Source organism: Cryomorphaceae bacterium 1068 (assembly GCA_027214385.1).
Classification (GTDB): domain Bacteria; phylum Bacteroidota; class Bacteroidia; order Flavobacteriales_D; family Cryomorphaceae; genus JAKVAV01.
Window position 1 is genome coordinate 480,101 of sequence record JAPVXR010000001.1, and the last position, 17,671, is coordinate 497,771.

A 17,671-nucleotide genomic window follows, 5' to 3' on the forward strand; every position below is an offset into this window, starting at 1 on the left:
TCTAAAAATATCGTCACCTTTGGACAATGGAAAATTCAATGCTAGCTGTCTTAATTGATGGTGACAACATACCCTCAGCCCACGTAAAAGAAATGATGGAAGAGATTGCCAAATACGGTAATCCGACTATCAAGCGCATATATGGCGACTGGACCAATCCCCGCCTTTCGAAATGGAAGAATTTACTTCTTGAAAACGCGATTACGCCCATTCAGCAATACGGCTACACCAAGGGGAAAAACGCTACTGATTCGGCGATGATCATCGATGCGATGGACATTCTCTACTCGGGAAAGGTGAGTGGTTTTTGCATTGTATCCAGCGATAGCGACTTTACTAGGCTTGCTACCCGACTCAGAGAAGCAGGAATGCTCGTACTGGGAATGGGGGAGAAGAAAACACCCGAGCCTTTTATTGTGGCTTGCGACAAGTTTATCTATGTGGAGATATTGAAGTCTCGATCAGATGACAAGAAAGAAACCAAGCCTTCCGAAGAAGATGATAATACGAGCGGCGTTGATAAAATTACCGCTCGAGATATTCGATTGATCCGTTCATCCATATCTGATCTTTCCGACGATGACGGATGGGCTTTTTTAGGTGATGTAGGAAGTTTGATTCAGAAAAAACAGCCCAATTTTGATTCTCGGAATTATGGTTTTCAGAAGCTTACGCCTTTAATTGACTCAATCGGTGAGTTCGAGATTGAGCAAAGACAGGGTAATCGTGGTTCAAATAAGTTGATTTACGTCCGTAATAAAGTGAAGAGGAAAGCTCCCGGTCGGAAGAGGTGATTTTCGTCAGTTTTAGGTCATCCTGTGGGGGCACATGATATTTTTCGATTAGCTTTAACGAGCTAAGAATAGATTTGTGGTAGAATGAACCCCCTTATAACTAGGAAAGTTTGGATTGCGTTAACAGGCCTTTTTCTTTGCCTGTTTTTGATCGTTCACCTTTCGGCAAATCTGATCCTACTTCTTCCCGAGAGTCTATCACAAGGCATGTACAATGCCTATTCTACCTTCTTACGCGAGAACCCTTTGGTGGCAATAATCGCTTACTTGCTCTATGCTTCCATTATCCTGCACGTGGTCTTTACGGCCATCGTCACCATTCGAAATCGAAAGTCGAAACCGACGAAATACGAAGTGAATAAGCCGGCAGCGAACAGCTCATGGGCATCGCAAAATATGGGATGGCTGGGTATTTTGATTCTACTCTTTATCGTGATTCATTTGGTCAACTTTTGGTCGCGAATCAAACTTGGACTCGGCGAACCTGTGGCTCTCGATGTGGATGGATATTTAGACGTTTATTCGGTGACCTACACGCTTTTTCAGAATCCTTTTTACGCGGCGTTTTATGCAATCACGGCTATTCCGCTGGGCTTTCACCTCCACCACGGTTTGAAAAGTGCTTTCAAATCGTTGGGCTTTCATTCCATTAAGGGATTGAACATTCTATCGAAAGTAGCGCTGGTTTATGCATTGATCATGACGGCAGGATTTGCCTTAATCCCTATAATCGTGTATTTGAGATGAGTCTGAATTCCAAAATACCCGAAGGTCCATTGGAACAGAAATGGCAGCGCTACCAAATGGATAGCAAGCTGATCAATCCCGCAAACAAAAAGAAGCTGAAGGTTTTAGTCGTAGGTTCGGGATTGGCAGGAGCAGGCGCTGCGGCTTCATTGGCCGAACTTGGTTACGAAGTGACTTGTTTTTGCTATCAGGACTCTGCCCGACGCGCCCATTCAGTAGCCGCACAAGGAGGTGTAAATGCCGCCAAGAATTACCAACACGATGGCGACAGTGTTTGGAGGATGTTTTACGATACGCTTAAGGGAGGCGACTTCCGTTCGCGTGAGGCCAATGTCTACCGATTAGCAGAGCTTTCGGCTCCACTGATCGATCACTTTGTGCAGCAAGGTGTTCCATTTGCCAGGGAATATGGCGGCGTCCTTTCCAATCGAAGTTTCGGCGGAGTTCAGGTGCAGCGCACGTTTTATGCCCGTGGTCAAACAGGTCAGCAATTGCTGATGGCAGCCTACTCACAACTTTACAAGAATATCAATGCGGGGAAAGTCACCATGCTTCCTCGCCATGAAATAATGGACTTGGTGCTGATCGATGGTCGAGCCAGAGGAGTGATCGCTCGCGAACTCACTACGGGAGAGCTTAAGCGATTTTCGGGAGATGCGGTCATATTCGCCACGGGTGGATATTCCCGCGTTTTCCGCTTGTCAACTTTGGCCATTGGTTGCAACGGAAGTGCCATTTGGAAGGCACACAAGAAAGGAGCCTTTTTTGCCGCTCCGAGCTTCACACAAATTCACCCTACCGCTCTTCCCCAAGCCAGCGACGCTCAGTCAAAACTGACTCTGATGTCTGAGAGTTTGAGAAACGATGGCCGCATTTGGGTTCCATCGAAGCAAGGAGATCAGCGACCAGCCAACCAAATTTCAGAAGAAGAGCGCGATTACTACCTCGAACGACGGTATCCGAGTTTTGGGAACCTCGCACCTCGCGATATCTCTTCGCGAGCAGCCAAGGAGCGAATTGACGCGGGCCACGGAGTCGGAACCTTGAAGAATGCCGTTTACCTTGATTTCAAGCATGCCATCGAACGACTTGGATTGGATGTTATTCGCGATCGCTACGGTAACCTCTTCGATATGTACCGAAAGATCACGGGAATAGATGCCTACAAAGAACCCATGCTGATCTCTCCCGCGGCGCATTTTTCGATGGGCGGTCTTTGGGTGGATTATGAATTAATGACGACCATTCCTGGTTTGTACGCTTTAGGCGAATGCAATTTCTCCGATCACGGTGCCAATCGCCTTGGGGCAAATTCCTTGCTCCAGGCGAGCATCGACGGCTACTTTATATTGCCGAATACACTCAATAATTACTTGGCAGATCATCTGGCCGACCCATCACTATCTACAGATCACCCCGCTTTCGCGGAAAGCGAAAAAGAGGTCGCGGAGTATTTGGACAAACTCATGTCGATAAATGGAGAAAAAACCGTTGATGACTTCCACCGTGAGTTGGGACGTATCATGTGGGATGAATGTGCGATGAGTCGATCTGAAGCTGGATTGAAAAAGGCCTTGAAGCAAATTGATGAAATCAAATCGGAGTTTTGGGAAAATGTCTGTGTGACGGGAACTTCGACGGAGCATAACGGCGAGTTGGAAAAGGCGTATCGTATGGCAGACTTCATCGAGCTGGCCAAATTGATGTGCATCGATGCCCTTCAACGCGAAGAATCCTGCGGCGCTCATTTTCGCGAGGAGTTCCAAACTGAAGAAGGGGAGGCTCTTCGTCGCGATGAAGAATACACCTACGTTTCTGCTTGGGAATATGCGCAAGGGGAATTCAAACTCCACAAAGAGGAGCTGGAATTTGAGAAAGTGAAACCAACCGTAAGAAGCTACAAATGAGAGTGACGTTTAAAATATGGAGGCAAGACGGTCCTGATTCTGAAGGTAAGTTGGTAGAATACCCGGTGGAAGGGCTTACTGAAGAGATGTCTTTCCTTGAAGCATTGGATTACCTCAACGAAGAGCTCGTTCGCCGAAAGGAGAAAACCATTTCTTATGAGTACGATTGCCGTGAAGGAATTTGTGGACAGTGCGGCGTGTTCATTAACGGTCGTCCTCATGGTCCACACGATCATATTACTACTTGTCAATTGCATATGCGTAGCTTCAAGGATGGTGATACGATAACCGTTGAACCATTTCGAGCGAAAGCATTTCCTGTCATCAAAGACCTTATGGTCGATCGATCGGCCTTTGATCGAATTATTGAGAAGGGTGCATACATTTCTGCAAAAACGGGAACCGCTCCCGAGGCCAATGCCATACCGATTGCGAAGGATATTTCTGACAAAGCGATGGATCATGCCGCTTGCATTGGATGCGGAGCTTGCGTAGCTACTTGTAAAAATGCCTCGGCGGCATTATTTACTTCCGCAAAGATCAACCACCTCAACACCCTTCCTCAAGGAAAGGCTGAGAAAACCAAGCGAACTTTGGAAATGACGGCCCAAATGGCTGTCGAAGGATTTGGAAACTGTTCGTTCACGGGCGCTTGCTCGGTGGAATGTCCTGTGGAGATTTCGGTGGCTTCAATTGCTGAGATGAATTCTTCATTCTTTAAATCGAAGCTAGTCGATTTTTTGGATAGCAAGCCAAGTTAGTCGATACCGCCGGATGAATGTGTCCTGCGATTGTCTAAATGGATCATCTGCGTAAATACGGATTTAGCGTGACCTTATCTTAACTCAAAAGGGGAGCTTCATAGTAAGAAAAAGCATCACCCTCACCGGTTCGTGAGCATTGTTTTTTAACGGTAATATGACAGTTTCTAACATTGTGATTTAGCTCAAAATCTGCTGTCAAAAGCTTTCAACAACCCATCCGATCGCAACCCGTTATTCCATCGAAGGTAACGGCGATATCAACAATTCTTTGTGCATGCTTTTATTGGGATTACTCCTTTTTCGATAGACGAAAAATGAATTCCTCGTGTACCTTTAAAGTCCGTTTTTAAAAATTCTATAATCCCGAAAAATGAGCACAAAAACCTTGGAAACCCCCGTAATTACTGAAGAGAAGAAAGTTGGCCATACGTATGATGAAGCCCTGAAGGCCGCTACTGAGTATTTTGACGGCGATGAACTGGCCGCTGGTGTTTGGCTCAATAAGTACGCACTTAAAGACTCTTACGGACACATTTTCGAGCAGAATCCTGACGACATGCACAGACGTATGGCGAAGGAAATTGCCCGTATCGAAAACAAGTATCCAAGTCCACTTTCGGAGGATGAGGTTTTTGACCTTTTGGCAAAATTCAAGTACATCGTTCCTCAAGGTGGACCGATGACGGGAATTGGAAACAAACACCAAGTGGCCTCTTTATCCAATTGCTTTGTAATTGGAAATGACGGCAAAAGTGACTCATACGGAGGGATTATGAAAACGGATGAAGAGCAAGTGCAGCTCATGAAGCGTCGCGGTGGAGTAGGGCACGACCTTTCGGGAATTCGTCCTACGGGATCACCGGTAAAAAATTCAGCGCTTACTTCAACGGGAGTTGTTCCTTTTATGGAGCGCTATAGCAATTCTACTCGCGAGGTGGCACAAGACGGACGCCGCGGAGCATTGATGTTGAGTATCTCAATCAAGCACCCCGATGCGGAACGTTTTATAGACGCGAAGATGGACGGAACCAAGGTCACGGGAGCAAACGTTTCTGTTCGTATCGACGATGAATTCATGAAAGCGGTAAAGTCAGGCGGAACTTATAAGCAACAATACCCAATTGATTCAGACATTCCGACTCACGTCAATGAAGTGGATGCCAAGCGAATTTGGGAGAAGATTATTCACAATGCATGGGCTTCCGCCGAACCAGGAATCCTGTTTTGGGACACGATCACCAAAGAGTCCATCCCTGATTGTTATTCTGATCTCGGATTCAAAACGACTTCTACCAATCCTTGTGGCGAGATTCCATTGTGTCCTTATGATTCTTGTCGCCTATTGGCAATCAATCTTTATAGCTACGTAGAGAATCCATTTACGCCAGAGGCGAGTTTTGATTTTGAAAAATTTGAAGCTCATGGTCGATTGGCACAGCGTATCGCTGACGATATCATCGACTTGGAAATGGAGAAGATCGACGCGATTATCGCCAAGATCGATGCCGACCCTGAAAGTGAAGAGATCAAGCTTACCGAGAAAAACCTGTGGTTGAAAATTCAAGAGAAGTGTATCCAAGGTCGCCGAACGGGGATTGGAATCACTGCAGAGGGTGATATGCTGGCTGCATTGGGTATCAAATACGGTTCAGAAGAATCTATTTCCTTCTCGGAAAAAGTGCACAAGTCTCTCGCAGTATCTGTTTACAGCGGTTCTGTGAGCTTGGCTAAAGACCGTGGAAGCTTCCCGATTTTTGATTGGAAAAGAGAAGTGGAGAATCCGTTTATCCAGCGTTTGGCTGAAGCTGATCCTCAGCTGATTAAGGACATGAAGAAGCACGGTCGACGAAACATCGCTTCTTTGACCATTGCGCCAACGGGGACAACGAGTATGATGACTCAGACGAGTTCTGGAATTGAGCCCGTATTTATGGTCTCGTACAAGCGTCGCAAAAAGATTAACCCCAACGATCAAAACACTCGCACCGACTTTGTGGATCAAGTAGGAGACCACTGGCAAGAGTTTGCGGTGTTCCACCACAAATTTGCCGATTGGCTCAAAGCCAAAGGCCATGACGTGAAGGAAGTTCAAAACTGGAGCGATGAAGAATTGAACAAGCTCATCGCTGAGTCACCCTATCACGGCGCTACAGCAAACGATGTGGATTGGGTAAACAAGGTACACCTTCAGGGAAAAGTTCAGCAATGGGTTGATCACTCGATTTCTGTGACGGTAAATATCCCCAACGAGACCACGGAAGAAATGGTAGCCAGCATTTACGAAACCGGCTGGGAAAGTGGTTGCAAAGGAATCACCGTTTACCGCGACGGTTCGCGCTCGGGTGTACTTATCTCCGACACTCCTGAAACCAAAGAAATCGTATCAGAGAATCCTGCTCCTGCGAGACCGAAATCTCTGGAGGCAGATGTCGTACGCTTCAACAACGATTCGGAGAAATGGCTGGCAGTTGTCGGTATTTTGAACGGTCGACCTTACGAGATTTTCACGGGTCACGCCGAAGAGTCTTTTCACCTGCCAAAAGCCGTTGACGCGGGATTTGTCATCAAAAGCAAAGACGAAGAAACGGGCAAAAGTCGCTACGACTTTCGCTACCAAGACAAGGACGGATATTTTGTAACTATCGAAGGACTTTCGCGCTCATTTGACCCTGAGTTCTGGAATTACGCCAAGCTCATCAGCGGAGTACTCCGTCACGGTATGCCCATCGCTGATGTGGTGCACATGGTGGAAAATCTCCACCTCAACGACGAGACATTGAACACTTGGAAGAACGGAGTCATCCGAGCGCTCAAGCAATACGTTCCTTCGGGCACGGTAGCCGAAGGAGTCGAGTGTTCAGAGTGTGGACAGGAGTCACTCGTTTACGAAGAAGGATGTTTGAATTGCAAAAACTGCGGGCACAGCAAATGCGGTTAGTGTCCGACATGAAAGCTCATTAGCTGCGTTACTCTTATTTTGCGAACAGTCATTGACTTTATGTCAACTCCTTGGTTCCCCAAATTGCGCCTGCCTTGCTACCGAACTTACTTGATCGAACACTAGTTTGACCTATTAACAAAAGATAGACTTAAAAGCCCGCTTGCGGGCTTTTTTCATTTTCTAGATTTGAACTATGCAGATAAATGTCTGTTCTTTTATTATGAAATCAACCATTCTCACTTCCGTCTTTCTGCTTGTTTCGTTTTTGGCTTTCGGCCAATCCCTAACTGAATCTTGGGAGGCCGAGCAGAACTACCGTCAAACGGGAATGATGGTTCTGGGAAGCTGGGCTGTGGCCAATATCGCCTCTGGTTTGGTGATGCGTTCCAACACCACCGGAGTTGATTCACGCTTTTGGGAAATGAACGCCATTTGGAATGGAGTCAACTTGGCTATTGCGGGTTTTGGGTATTTCAGTGCGGCAAAGCTAGGGACTGACGGTACTGCGCTGGAACTCCTCCAAGAGCAGATGGGGATCGACAAGACACTTCTTTTCAATGCGGGCCTCGACTTAGGATACATTGCCGCGGGAGCTTGGATGATAGAGCGCTCAAAGAACGTTTCCAAAAACCCCGACCTCTGGAAAGGGTATGGCCGCTCGATTATGTTTCAAGGGGCCTTTCTTTTTGCTTTTGATGTGGCGATGGTCTTGATTCATAAGAAGGTGGTGATAGGTGAGAATATGATTTTGAGCCTTAATGCAGCTCCAGGAGGAGTAGGAGCCATTCTCCAATTTTAACAGGCTAATCGAAATTTTTAAGAATTTCTCCCTCCAATATCACCCCATCAATCGCAGGCTCTCCAAAACTATAAGCCAAATAACTCAAATGCTCGCAAGGTTCTGTGATCATTACATTGGCCGATTTTCCTTGGGTGATTGTTCCATGTGTGTCCGATATTTCCATGGCAGCGGCGCCATTGATCGTCGCTGCATTGATAGCCTCGGCCGGAGTCATTTTCATTTTGATACATCCCAAAGAAACGGCCATAGCCATGTTGCTCGAAGGGGCCGAGCCAGGATTAAAATCGGTGGCGAGAGCCACGATAGCATTGTTATCAATCAATTCGCGAACTGGCGTGTAGGGAATGCTCAGGAACAAACTGCAAAGCGGAAGTGCCGTAGCAATGGTATTTGAATTTGCCAAAGCGGCGGTATCGCCTCTGCCCAATACTTCGAGGTGGTCAACCGAAACTACACCCGCTTTCACCAATTCGGGTATGGCGCCGAACGCATTGAACTGATTGACATGGATCTTGCTCTTCATTCCGCGCTGTGATGCAGCTTCCACAATGGCCAGCGTTTCAGCCGTGGTGAAGTAGCCTTTCTCGCAAAAGACATCGGCGTAATCGGCCAATCCTTGTTTGGCAATTTCGGGAATCATCTCTTTTATAATGAGGTCGACGTATCCCTCGCGATTGTCTTTAAACTCAGGTGGCAGAGCGTGCGCGCCCAAGAATGTCGACTTGATCATCATCCCCGATTCTTCGCGGAGGCGACGAATGACGCGCAGCATTTTTAATTCTGACTCGGTGTCAAGTCCGTAGCCGCTTTTGATTTCGATGGCACTCGTTCCCGAAAGCTGAGCCTTTTTCAAACGCACCATCGCTCTTTCGAAAAGCTCGTCTTCGCTTATCTCTCGGAGCTTTCGCGAAGAGTTGAGAATTCCGCCACCTCGGGCTGCAACTTCTTCGTAAGTCAATCCTTTGATGCGGTCTTCGAATTCCAATTCGCGCGAAGCGGCAAAAACCAAGTGCGCATGCGAATCACAAAACGAAGGCAGCACGAATCGACCTTCCGCATCGACCACCTCTAAATCTCTCCAGTCGGTTATACCACCCCAGTCTTCCATCTTTCCGTACATCCCAATCTTTCCATCTTCAATTGCCAAAAAGGCGTTTTCTAAAACAGGAAGTTCGTCCATCTGATGTCCGCGCAAAAAAGCGGGTGCCTCTTCATAGTGACCGACAAGTCCTTTGATGTTTTTGATGAGAATTTTCATGACTCCAAGTTTGTGACAAAGAAAACCATTCAAATAGTTAACAAAGAATCAAACTTCGTAAATAGTACTTCTGATACCTGAAGTTAAAGGTTGTACTTCTATACTTGTAAATCGAAAATAGAAATATGAACGTATATATAGTGGGTACGGGATTAATCGGAGGCAGCTTTGCCCTGGATATTCAAGATGCTTATGCTGAGGCAAAAATCTATGGAGTCGATCATAATCCTGCGCATTTGGCTGAAGCCAAAAACCTGAATGTCATTCATGAAGAAGCCACAATTGACGATCTCTCAAAGGCCGATGTTGTATTTATTACTGTCCCGGTAGATGTAAGCTTGGATTTAATTCCCAAAGTACTCGATGTCATTCACGACGATGCTGTAGTCATTGATGCTGGATCTACGAAGCAAGGGATTTGCTCAGCCGTGGCGGGCCATCCGAAGAGGCGTAATTTCTTGGCGGCACACCCTATTGCGGGAACTGAATTTTCGGGGCCAAAGGCCGCCTTGAAGGATTTGTACAGGGAAAAGACCAACATCATTTGTGAGGTGGAAAAAACAGCTTTCAAACTACAAGAAAGGGCCTTAGAGATCTTTAAAAAGATAGGTATGCGCATTCGCTACATGGATCCTTTCGCTCACGATCGACACATAGCATACGTTTCCCATTTGTCACACATCAGTTCATTCATGCTGGGAAAGACGGTAATTGAGAAAGAAAAAAACGAAAGGGATATTTTCGATATGGCGGGGAGTGGTTTTGAATCTACTGTACGATTGGCAAAAAGTTCCCCTGCCATGTGGGCGCCAATATTTGAGCAAAACAAAGCCAATGTGATCGAGACGCTCGAAGAATACATTCGGAATTTGGAACGATTCAAACAGTTGATGCAAGAAGACGATTTTGAAGCAATCTACAGCGAAATGCAAAGTGCGAATCATATCAGGAGCATTCTAAATGGGATGAATGCATAAAAGCGAAAGCCTAAAAAGGCGAGTAAATTCTTCTCAATCCTCCATTGAAATCTATACTTCTCCGCACGAAAGATTTCTATCTTTGGCCGCATGGCGGGAAATAGCTTAGGTACCCTTTTTAAGCTCACCACCTTCGGCGAATCGCATGGCGAGGCGATCGGAGGAATTGTAGACGGATGTCCCGCGGGTCTCTCGCTCGATATGGATGCCATCCAAAAAGAACTGGATCGTCGGAAGCCCGGTCAAAGCGATTTGACTACCCAACGAAAAGAGTCGGATACCGTTAAATTCCTTTCGGGAATTTTCGAAGGAACAACTACGGGCACTCCAATTGCATTCATTATTCCCAATGCCGATCAACGATCAAAAGACTACGGAAACCTCAAAGATGTCTTTCGTCCGTCGCACGCCGATTACGTTTATGAGGCCAAATACGGCATTAGAGATCATCGCGGTGGTGGGCGATCATCTGCTCGTGAAACGGCTTGCCGAGTGGCGGCAGGAGCTATTGCCAAGCAATTCTTACAAGCAGAAGGGATTGAAATTAATTCTTATGTGAGCGCTATTGGACAAGTTGAAGTTGATAAGCCGCACACAGAGCTGGATTTGACTGCCGTCGAAAATGAAGTTCGTTGTCCTGATCCACATTCGGCGAAAGCCATGAGAACGGCCATAGAAACAGCCCGCGATGAGGGCGATACCCTTGGGGGGATAGTTACCGGACTAGCTCTGGGCGTTCCTGCAGGATTGGGCGAACCCGTATTCGATAAGCTCCACGCCGATTTAGGCAAGGCCATGCTCAGCATCAATGCTGTAAAAGGCTTTGACATAGGAAGCGGATTTGAGGCCGCCAAAATGAAAGGAAGCGATCACAACGACGGTTTCGAAATAGTGGACGGCAAGCCACATACTCAAACCAATCATAGTGGAGGCGTTCAAGGCGGTATCTCAAATGGAATGGATATAGTTTTTCGAGTGGCGTTTAAACCCGTGGCCTCCATTGGAAAGAAACAACAAACCATTACCCGAGAAGGGAAAGAAACTGAATTGGAAATAAAAGGAAGGCACGATCCATGTGTAGTGCCCAGAGCGGTGCCCATTGTCGAAGCTATGACTGCACTCATCTTGGCCGATCACCTTCTCAGAAACCGCACGATACGATTATGACCAAACTCGCACTTCATTGGAAAATCATCATAGGATTGGTGCTCGGAATTATCTGGGCATTTTTGGCGAGTTACCTTGGGTGGAATGAATTTACCAAAAATTGGATTGATCCATTCGGGGTAATTTTTATCCGAATGCTCAAGTTTATAGCTGTTCCGTTAGTCCTGTTTTCCATCATGTCGGGAATCGCAGGACTCAAGGATGTTTCGAAGCTAGGAAGACTCGGAGCCAAAACCTTGGGATTGTACCTTATTACGACGGTTACCGCAATTGGTATTGGTCTTTTGCTGGTAAACGTCATCCAGCCGGGAAGTTTTGTCGATGAAGAATCTCGGATTAAAAATCGGATTGCTTATGAAACTTGGGCTGTTTCGAATGAGATCGAAATCAAAGACGGCAAGTACTTTTCGGGAGATCCAGCCTACGCTGATTATCTCACGGAGGAGGCTCAGATGTTAGCCGACCAGGAAAGTCTTGCAAAAGCCCAAGAAAAGCTCAAGACCGCTGATGATTCAAAGGAAGATGGCCCTCTAAAGTTCTTGGTGGACATGGTTCCCGAGAATATCATTCTCTCCATTTCCGACAATGGATTAATGCTCCAAGTCATCTTCTTTGCCATTTTCTTTGGTCTTTGTCTGGCAATTGTTCCCGAAGAAAAAGTGAGCGTCTTGAAGGCCTTTGTGGAAGGAACCAATGAGGTCTTCCTTAAAATGGTAGACATTGTCATGCAAGCCGCACCTTTCTTTGTTTTTGCCTTGATGGCAGGTGTGCTTTCCACCATGGCCGATACGCCTGCTCAAGTATTCGAAATATTCAAAGGACTCGGAAGTTATTCCATCACGGTGGCGGTTGGGTTGGCCTTTATGATTTTTGTTTTCTATCCGCTTATCGCGAAAACGGTGGTTAAACCGTTGACCTACCGTGGGTTTTTCAAACGAATTGCACCCGCTCAGTTCCTCGCTTTTTCTACGAGTTCCAGTGCCGCAACACTTCCTGTTACCATGGAATGTGTAGAGGAGAACATTGGCGTTTCCAGAAGCATTACCGGCTTTGTGCTTCCCATTGGGGCGACCGTCAATATGGACGGGACAAGTCTTTATCAGGCGGTTGCCGTTATCTTTTTGGCTCAGTTACACTATGTTGATCTTAGCCTTGGACAGCAATTAACAATTGTTCTCACTGCCACTTTGGCTTCTATTGGATCGGCTGCAGTTCCTAGTGCGGGCCTTGTGATGCTTATTATCGTACTCCAAAGTGTCGGGTTGAATCCATTGTGGATCGCAATAATTTTCCCCGTTGACCGTATCTTAGACATGTGTCGTACCGTAGTAAATGTAACGGGAGATGCAACTGTTTCAACCGTGATTGCGAAATCTGAAAACGAACTAAATTACCGAGAGGACATATGAAAAAAGCGCTGAAAATTATTGCCATCATTGTCGTGGCTATCTTTCTGCTCCTGCTGATTCTTCCTTTTGTCTTTAAAGGGAAAATCGTTGATCTGGTAAAACAGCAAGCCAACGAGAATCTCCGCGCGAAAGTCGAGTTTAACGATGTAAGGCTTTCGCTTATTCGCAATTTCCCGAACCTGGCCGTTGGGATTGAAGAATTGAGTGTTGTCGGTATCGAAGATTTCGAAGGCGACACTTTGGCCAGCATTGGAAATATTGGACTCGTGATGGATGTGATGAGCGTCATTAGTGGAGATCAAATCGTGGTGAAAAGCATCAACCTCGAGAGGCCTTATTTCATGGTGAAGGTATTGGAAGACGGTACTGCCAATTACGACATCGCCATTGCCTCTGATGATTCTTCAGCCGAGGAAGAAGAGGTTGTCACTGAAGAGAGTGCCCCGCTCAACTTGTCGATAAAAGAATACAGTATTTCAGATGGGGTAATTATCTACGATGACGCCACCTTGCCTATGCGCTTGGTCATCGACGATTTGGATCATACCGGCAATGGAGATTTTGCTCAGGATATTTTTACGCTTAAGACCGAAACGCATATTCAGGCTTTCACCGTTGATTATGACGGCATCAAGTATGCGAATGCGCTCAAAGCTGATTTGATTGCCGATTTGGCCATGAACCTTGAAGAAATGCGGTTTGAGTTTATGGAAAACGAACTCGACGTGAATGCCTTGGTTCTTAAGTTTGATGGTTTTGTGGCCATGCCGACTGACGACATCGATATGGATATCACCTTTGCCACAGAAACGGCAGAGCTTACAGCTATTATGAGTTTGATTCCTGCATATTACACCCAAGATTTAGAAGGTGTAAGTGCTTCGGGATCGGTCTTGTTGGATGGTTATGTTCGCGGAACCTACAACGAGCAGAACATGCCTGCTTTTATGGCCGAGCTTAAAGTTGATAATGGATCGGTGCAATATCCCGATTTGCCAAAGAGCATTCAAAACATCGCCATTGACGCGAAGGTAGAAAGCCCCGAAGGAAATGATCTGGATAAAATAGCGGTGGACGTTCCCAAGTTTCACATGGAAATTGGGAAAACAGCTGCTAAGCCTAATACAATCGATGCATACCTCTTTTTGCGCAATCCGATGAGTGATCCGAACATTCGCACGAAAGTGGACGCCGATCTCGATTTGGGCAGCTTTAGCGACGTGGTTCCTATGGAAGAAGAATTTGAGATGGCAGGTATTCTTTCGGCCCACTTCAAATTGGATGGAAATCTTAGCGCTATCGAGAACCAGCGGTTCAATGATTTTGATGCTTCAGGGGCTGCGGCAATGAATGATTTCATTTATCGAGATGCAGAGGTAGATGTGGCATTGCCGATTGCTAAAATGGATTTTACTCCACAAAGATTGAATGTCGAAACGGTGAAGTTGATTTACGAAGGCATCAATATGGAGATGGATGGCTACATCAGCAATTATGTGGCTTACGCTCTTCAGGACACTACGCTCCAAGGAGTATTCAATTTCGGTGCTGACAAGATTGACGTCAATAAATTCATGACATCAGAAGAAGGAGAGGAAACAGTAACGGCTGAAGAGTCAACTGGTGAAGAAGTTGAGACAGCTTCAAGCGATAGCGCTTCTGGAGTCGTTCCAATTCCTGATAATCTGGACTTGGTCTTGAATGCCACTATCGGAGAAATTACTTACGACGATCTTGTTCTTTCGGATATCAAAGGAAAAATCACCTTGCGAAATGAGAGGGCTGAGTTGGAGAAATTAGTTGCTAAGGGGCTTGGAGGAACCATGGGTATTAGCGGTAGCTATTCGACTCAAGACCTGGATAAACCCTCATATGACTTTGCATATGACCTAAACTCAATTGAGATTGACCAAGCTTTTAATACGTTCAACACTGTTCAAAAGATTGCCCCGATTGCGAAGCACGCGAAAGGTAAGGTGAGCTCTGATTTGAAGGTTGAAGGAATTCTCGATCAGAATATGGAGCCCATTTATGAAACCATGCAAGGACGTGGCTCTTTAGTGAGTGATGAGGTGGTTTTAAAAGGTGGCGATTTCCTTGAAAAGCTTTCGACTACTATGAAAGCGCCTGGTTTGAAAGAACAACGCATTCAAGACTTAGATGCAACTTTTGTAATTGAAGACGGAAAAGTTACCACTTCGCCTTTCGATGTAAAAATCGATGCAATGACGGCCAATGTGAGCGGTTGGGTAAGCTTTGATGAAAAGATCGACTACCTCATGAAGATGAAAATTCCACGTGAAGAGTTAGGAGGTGAATTCAACAAAATGGCTGAAGGGCTCTTAGGTCAAGCCAATGCTTTTCTCGGTGGGAACATGTCTTTGGGTGAATACATCAATATGGACGTAACGATCGAGGGAGATCTTTATGATCCTTCAATCAAACCTGCCTTTGCAGGCATGGAGGGCGAAAGTTCTGTTAAAGAGCAAGCTACTGAAGCCATCAAAGAAGAGGTGGATAAGCAGATCGATAATGCCAAGGAAGAGCTTGCTAAGGAGGCGGATAAAATATTGGCCGATGCGCAAAAGCAAGCCGATAAATTGGTGAGAGAGGCTGAAAAAGCTGCGGATGACCTTCGTAAGGAAGCAGATAAGCAAGCGGATAAGTTGATCAAGGATGCGAAGAATCCGATTGCGAAAGCTGGTGCAAAAATAGGAGCCGATCAGTTGAGGAAGCAAGCGGACACGCAAGGTGATAAATTGGTAGCGGAAGCCCAAAAGCAAGCTGATAAGATTATGGCTGACGCCAGAAAACAAGCAGATAAGATCAATAACGGAGAGTAAGTTCCATGATTTTTAAAGCAATAAAATATCTAAGTCTAAGCGTGACCTTCTTGATAGGTTTTGCGTTGCAGGCACAGAATTGCGGTCCATCTTCGTCGAAAAAAGCCCAAAAGCTTTTAGATGAAGCGATGAACAGTTCGCGGCTGGACCTCGGTGAGCGAATTGATGTTTTCCGAAAATCACTTGATGCAGACCCTGAATGCATCGAATGTCTTTTTGGAAAAGCCCGAGCGGAATATGGCTTAGCCATGGAGCAAAATACGGGGTATGATCGTTCCTACAACGATTTTGTAGAAGTGATCACTTCCTGTCCGAACTACCACGCAGATGCTTATTATTACGCTGGAATCATTGCATATGCAAACCAAGACTACGAGAATGCTCAGAAGTATTTTGAAGGCTTTTTGACTTTCGATAAGGAGGCTGGGAAAACGTCGCGTGATCACGAAGCAAAAGAAGGGGATATTGCATCTGTATTGCCCGAAGTACGTTTCTACAATGAATTTTATTCCAATCCGGTGGACTACGATCCGAGAAGGCTGGCAAATGTGAATACAGCAGCAGGAGAGTACTTGCCTATGTTATCGCCCGATAACCAGCTGATATTTTTCACTCGGAAATCTAAGGAAAAAGCAAAAGGCGACTTGTACGCGACAGAGGTGGAGCGATTCATGATGGCTGAACAAATCGATGGTGCCAGTGAATACGACAATGCTGAATCTCTTCCTGCTCCTTTCAATGTCGGAGATAATTATGGAGGAGTGACCCTCTCTCTGGACAATCGCGAGATGTTCATTACAGTGTGCAAGCCTGTTTCTTCCAGCTATAAAAACTGCGATCTCTATGTTTCGAGATATGAACGAGAAACGAATGATGCGGGTAAGGTCCTTTACAATTGGACCGGGCTGGAAAATTTAGGTGAGAATGTGAATACTTCAGATGGCTGGGAGGCGCAGCCCACCTTGTCGGCAGATGGAAATACGCTTTATTTCGCCACCATAAGAGAGACGACCACGCCTGATAAAGACGGAAATCCAACTATTGATATTTTCTACACGGAGCGTTCTGCGACTGGCGAGTGGTCTCTTGCCAAACCTATTGGCGATGACATCAATACTGATGGAAACGACAAGAGCCCTGTTCTCCATGCTGATAGCCGAACGATGTACTTTGCCAGCAATGGTCACCTCGGAGCAGGCGGCTACGATATATTTTACAGCAAGCAAGAAGATGATGGCGGTTGGACGAGGCCAAAGAACATTGGTTACCCCGTAAACTCTCCCCAAGATGAGCACGGCTTGGTTGTGAGCACCGACGGAAAAATTGCGCTTTTTGCATCGTCGAATGTCGCTTCAGCTAAAGGACTGGATATATATGCATTTGACGTTCCGAAGGAAGCCAGACCTGAGAAGGTGCTGATTTTAAAAGGTGATGTAAAGAATGAACAAGGTGAGTTGGTGACCGATGCGAAGATTGAAATCAAATATGCCGAGACCAAAGAAGTGAAGGAGGTTAAAGTTGACGATATAGACGGGACTTACGCCGCAGTTGTCAATCTTAGAAAAGACGAAGATGTCGTAGTGAGCGTAAAAAGCGATACAGAAGATCTAGCCTTTAATACCCGCGTATTCACTTTAGCCGATACGGCGGAAACGGTGCGTGATTTGGAAATGAAGGTCGAGAAGCTGGTTTCAGGAAAGACATATCGAATGAACGATATCCGCTTCGCAACGGGTTCTTCTGAAATCGATGAGGCATCAAAATCTGTACTCAGTGAATTTGCCGATTACTTAAACGATAATCCAACTTATCAAGTTGATATATTCGGACATACCGATGATGTAGGAGATGCAGAAGCCAATCTAGCTCTTAGTGCTGATCGGGCGTTTGAAGTGTTTGGATACTTGCAAGAATCAGGTGTGAACCCCGACAAGATGAATTTTAAAGGGTTTGGTGAATCAAAGCCATTGGTTCCGAATAATTCTGATGCAGACCGTGCTATAAATCGACGGACCGAGTTCAAGATTGTAAAGCGTTAACTATCTTTGCGGCAAAATATTAA

Annotated in this window: 12 protein-coding genes; 11 read left to right on the plus strand and 1 reads right to left on the minus strand. The window is 45.9% G+C overall.

Going from position 1 to position 17,671, the window contains the following annotated elements; all coding sequences use genetic code 11:
- The first annotated feature begins 26 nt into the window (after window positions 1-26).
- The 6 genes from O3Q51_02085 (at window position 27) to O3Q51_02110 (ending at window position 7,952) form a co-directional block, all read left to right on the plus strand.
- Window positions 27-794 (plus strand): NYN domain-containing protein, encoded by a 768-nt coding sequence (locus O3Q51_02085; GenBank protein MCZ4407581.1) that lies wholly within the window; start codon window positions 27-29, stop codon window positions 792-794.
- Between the two features lie 84 nt (window positions 795-878).
- On the plus strand, window positions 879-1,541 hold the full coding sequence (locus O3Q51_02090; GenBank protein ID MCZ4407582.1) for a succinate dehydrogenase cytochrome b subunit: 663 nt from the start codon (window positions 879-881) through the stop codon (window positions 1,539-1,541).
- Complete coding sequence (locus O3Q51_02095; GenBank protein MCZ4407583.1) at window positions 1,538-3,448, plus strand: fumarate reductase/succinate dehydrogenase flavoprotein subunit; 1,911 nt, start codon at window positions 1,538-1,540, stop codon at window positions 3,446-3,448. Before O3Q51_02090 ends, O3Q51_02095 begins: the two co-directional genes overlap by 4 nt.
- Window positions 3,445-4,209 carry a succinate dehydrogenase/fumarate reductase iron-sulfur subunit gene (locus tag O3Q51_02100; GenBank protein ID MCZ4407584.1) on the plus strand — a complete coding sequence of 255 codons (765 nt, stop codon included), beginning with the start codon at window positions 3,445-3,447 and terminating at the stop codon, window positions 4,207-4,209. The genes O3Q51_02095 and O3Q51_02100 overlap by 4 nt, the downstream gene beginning before the upstream one ends.
- A 373-nt stretch (window positions 4,210-4,582) precedes the next feature.
- Window positions 4,583-7,150 carry an adenosylcobalamin-dependent ribonucleoside-diphosphate reductase gene (locus O3Q51_02105; GenBank protein MCZ4407585.1) on the plus strand — a complete coding sequence of 856 codons (2,568 nt, stop codon included), beginning with the start codon at window positions 4,583-4,585 and terminating at the stop codon, window positions 7,148-7,150.
- A gap of 223 nt (window positions 7,151-7,373) precedes the next feature.
- Window positions 7,374-7,952, plus strand: a complete 579-nt coding sequence (locus tag O3Q51_02110) for a hypothetical protein (protein ID MCZ4407586.1) — start codon at window positions 7,374-7,376, stop codon at window positions 7,950-7,952.
- A 4-nt stretch (window positions 7,953-7,956) separates the two neighbouring features.
- Here O3Q51_02110 and hutI read toward each other — a convergent pair whose 3' ends face one another.
- Window positions 7,957-9,213, minus strand: coding sequence for an imidazolonepropionase (gene hutI / locus O3Q51_02115; GenBank protein ID MCZ4407587.1), 1,257 nt, complete (start codon window positions 9,211-9,213; stop codon window positions 7,957-7,959).
- Between the two features lie 125 nt (window positions 9,214-9,338).
- Between hutI and O3Q51_02120 the strand changes: the two genes are divergently transcribed.
- From O3Q51_02120 to O3Q51_02140, 5 genes are all read left to right on the plus strand, one after another.
- Window positions 9,339-10,190, plus strand: coding sequence for a prephenate dehydrogenase (locus O3Q51_02120; GenBank protein ID MCZ4407588.1), 852 nt, complete (start codon window positions 9,339-9,341; stop codon window positions 10,188-10,190).
- Between the two features lie 90 nt (window positions 10,191-10,280).
- The gene (gene aroC / locus O3Q51_02125; protein MCZ4407589.1) at window positions 10,281-11,357 is read left to right on the plus strand and encodes a chorismate synthase; all 1,077 of its coding nucleotides are present in this window, start codon (window positions 10,281-10,283) and stop codon (window positions 11,355-11,357) included.
- Window positions 11,354-12,766: a dicarboxylate/amino acid:cation symporter gene (locus O3Q51_02130; GenBank protein ID MCZ4407590.1), complete on the plus strand. Its 1,413-nt coding sequence runs from the start codon at window positions 11,354-11,356 to the stop codon at window positions 12,764-12,766. The genes aroC and O3Q51_02130 overlap by 4 nt, the downstream gene beginning before the upstream one ends.
- Window positions 12,763-15,609 (plus strand): AsmA family protein, encoded by a 2,847-nt coding sequence (locus O3Q51_02135; protein MCZ4407591.1) that lies wholly within the window; start codon window positions 12,763-12,765, stop codon window positions 15,607-15,609. Before O3Q51_02130 ends, O3Q51_02135 begins: the two co-directional genes overlap by 4 nt.
- A gap of 41 nt (window positions 15,610-15,650) precedes the next feature.
- A complete protein-coding gene (locus tag O3Q51_02140; GenBank protein MCZ4407592.1) occupies window positions 15,651-17,648 on the plus strand; it encodes an OmpA family protein in 1,998 nt (665 codons plus the stop codon).
- Window positions 17,649-17,671: the final 23 nt, after the last annotated feature.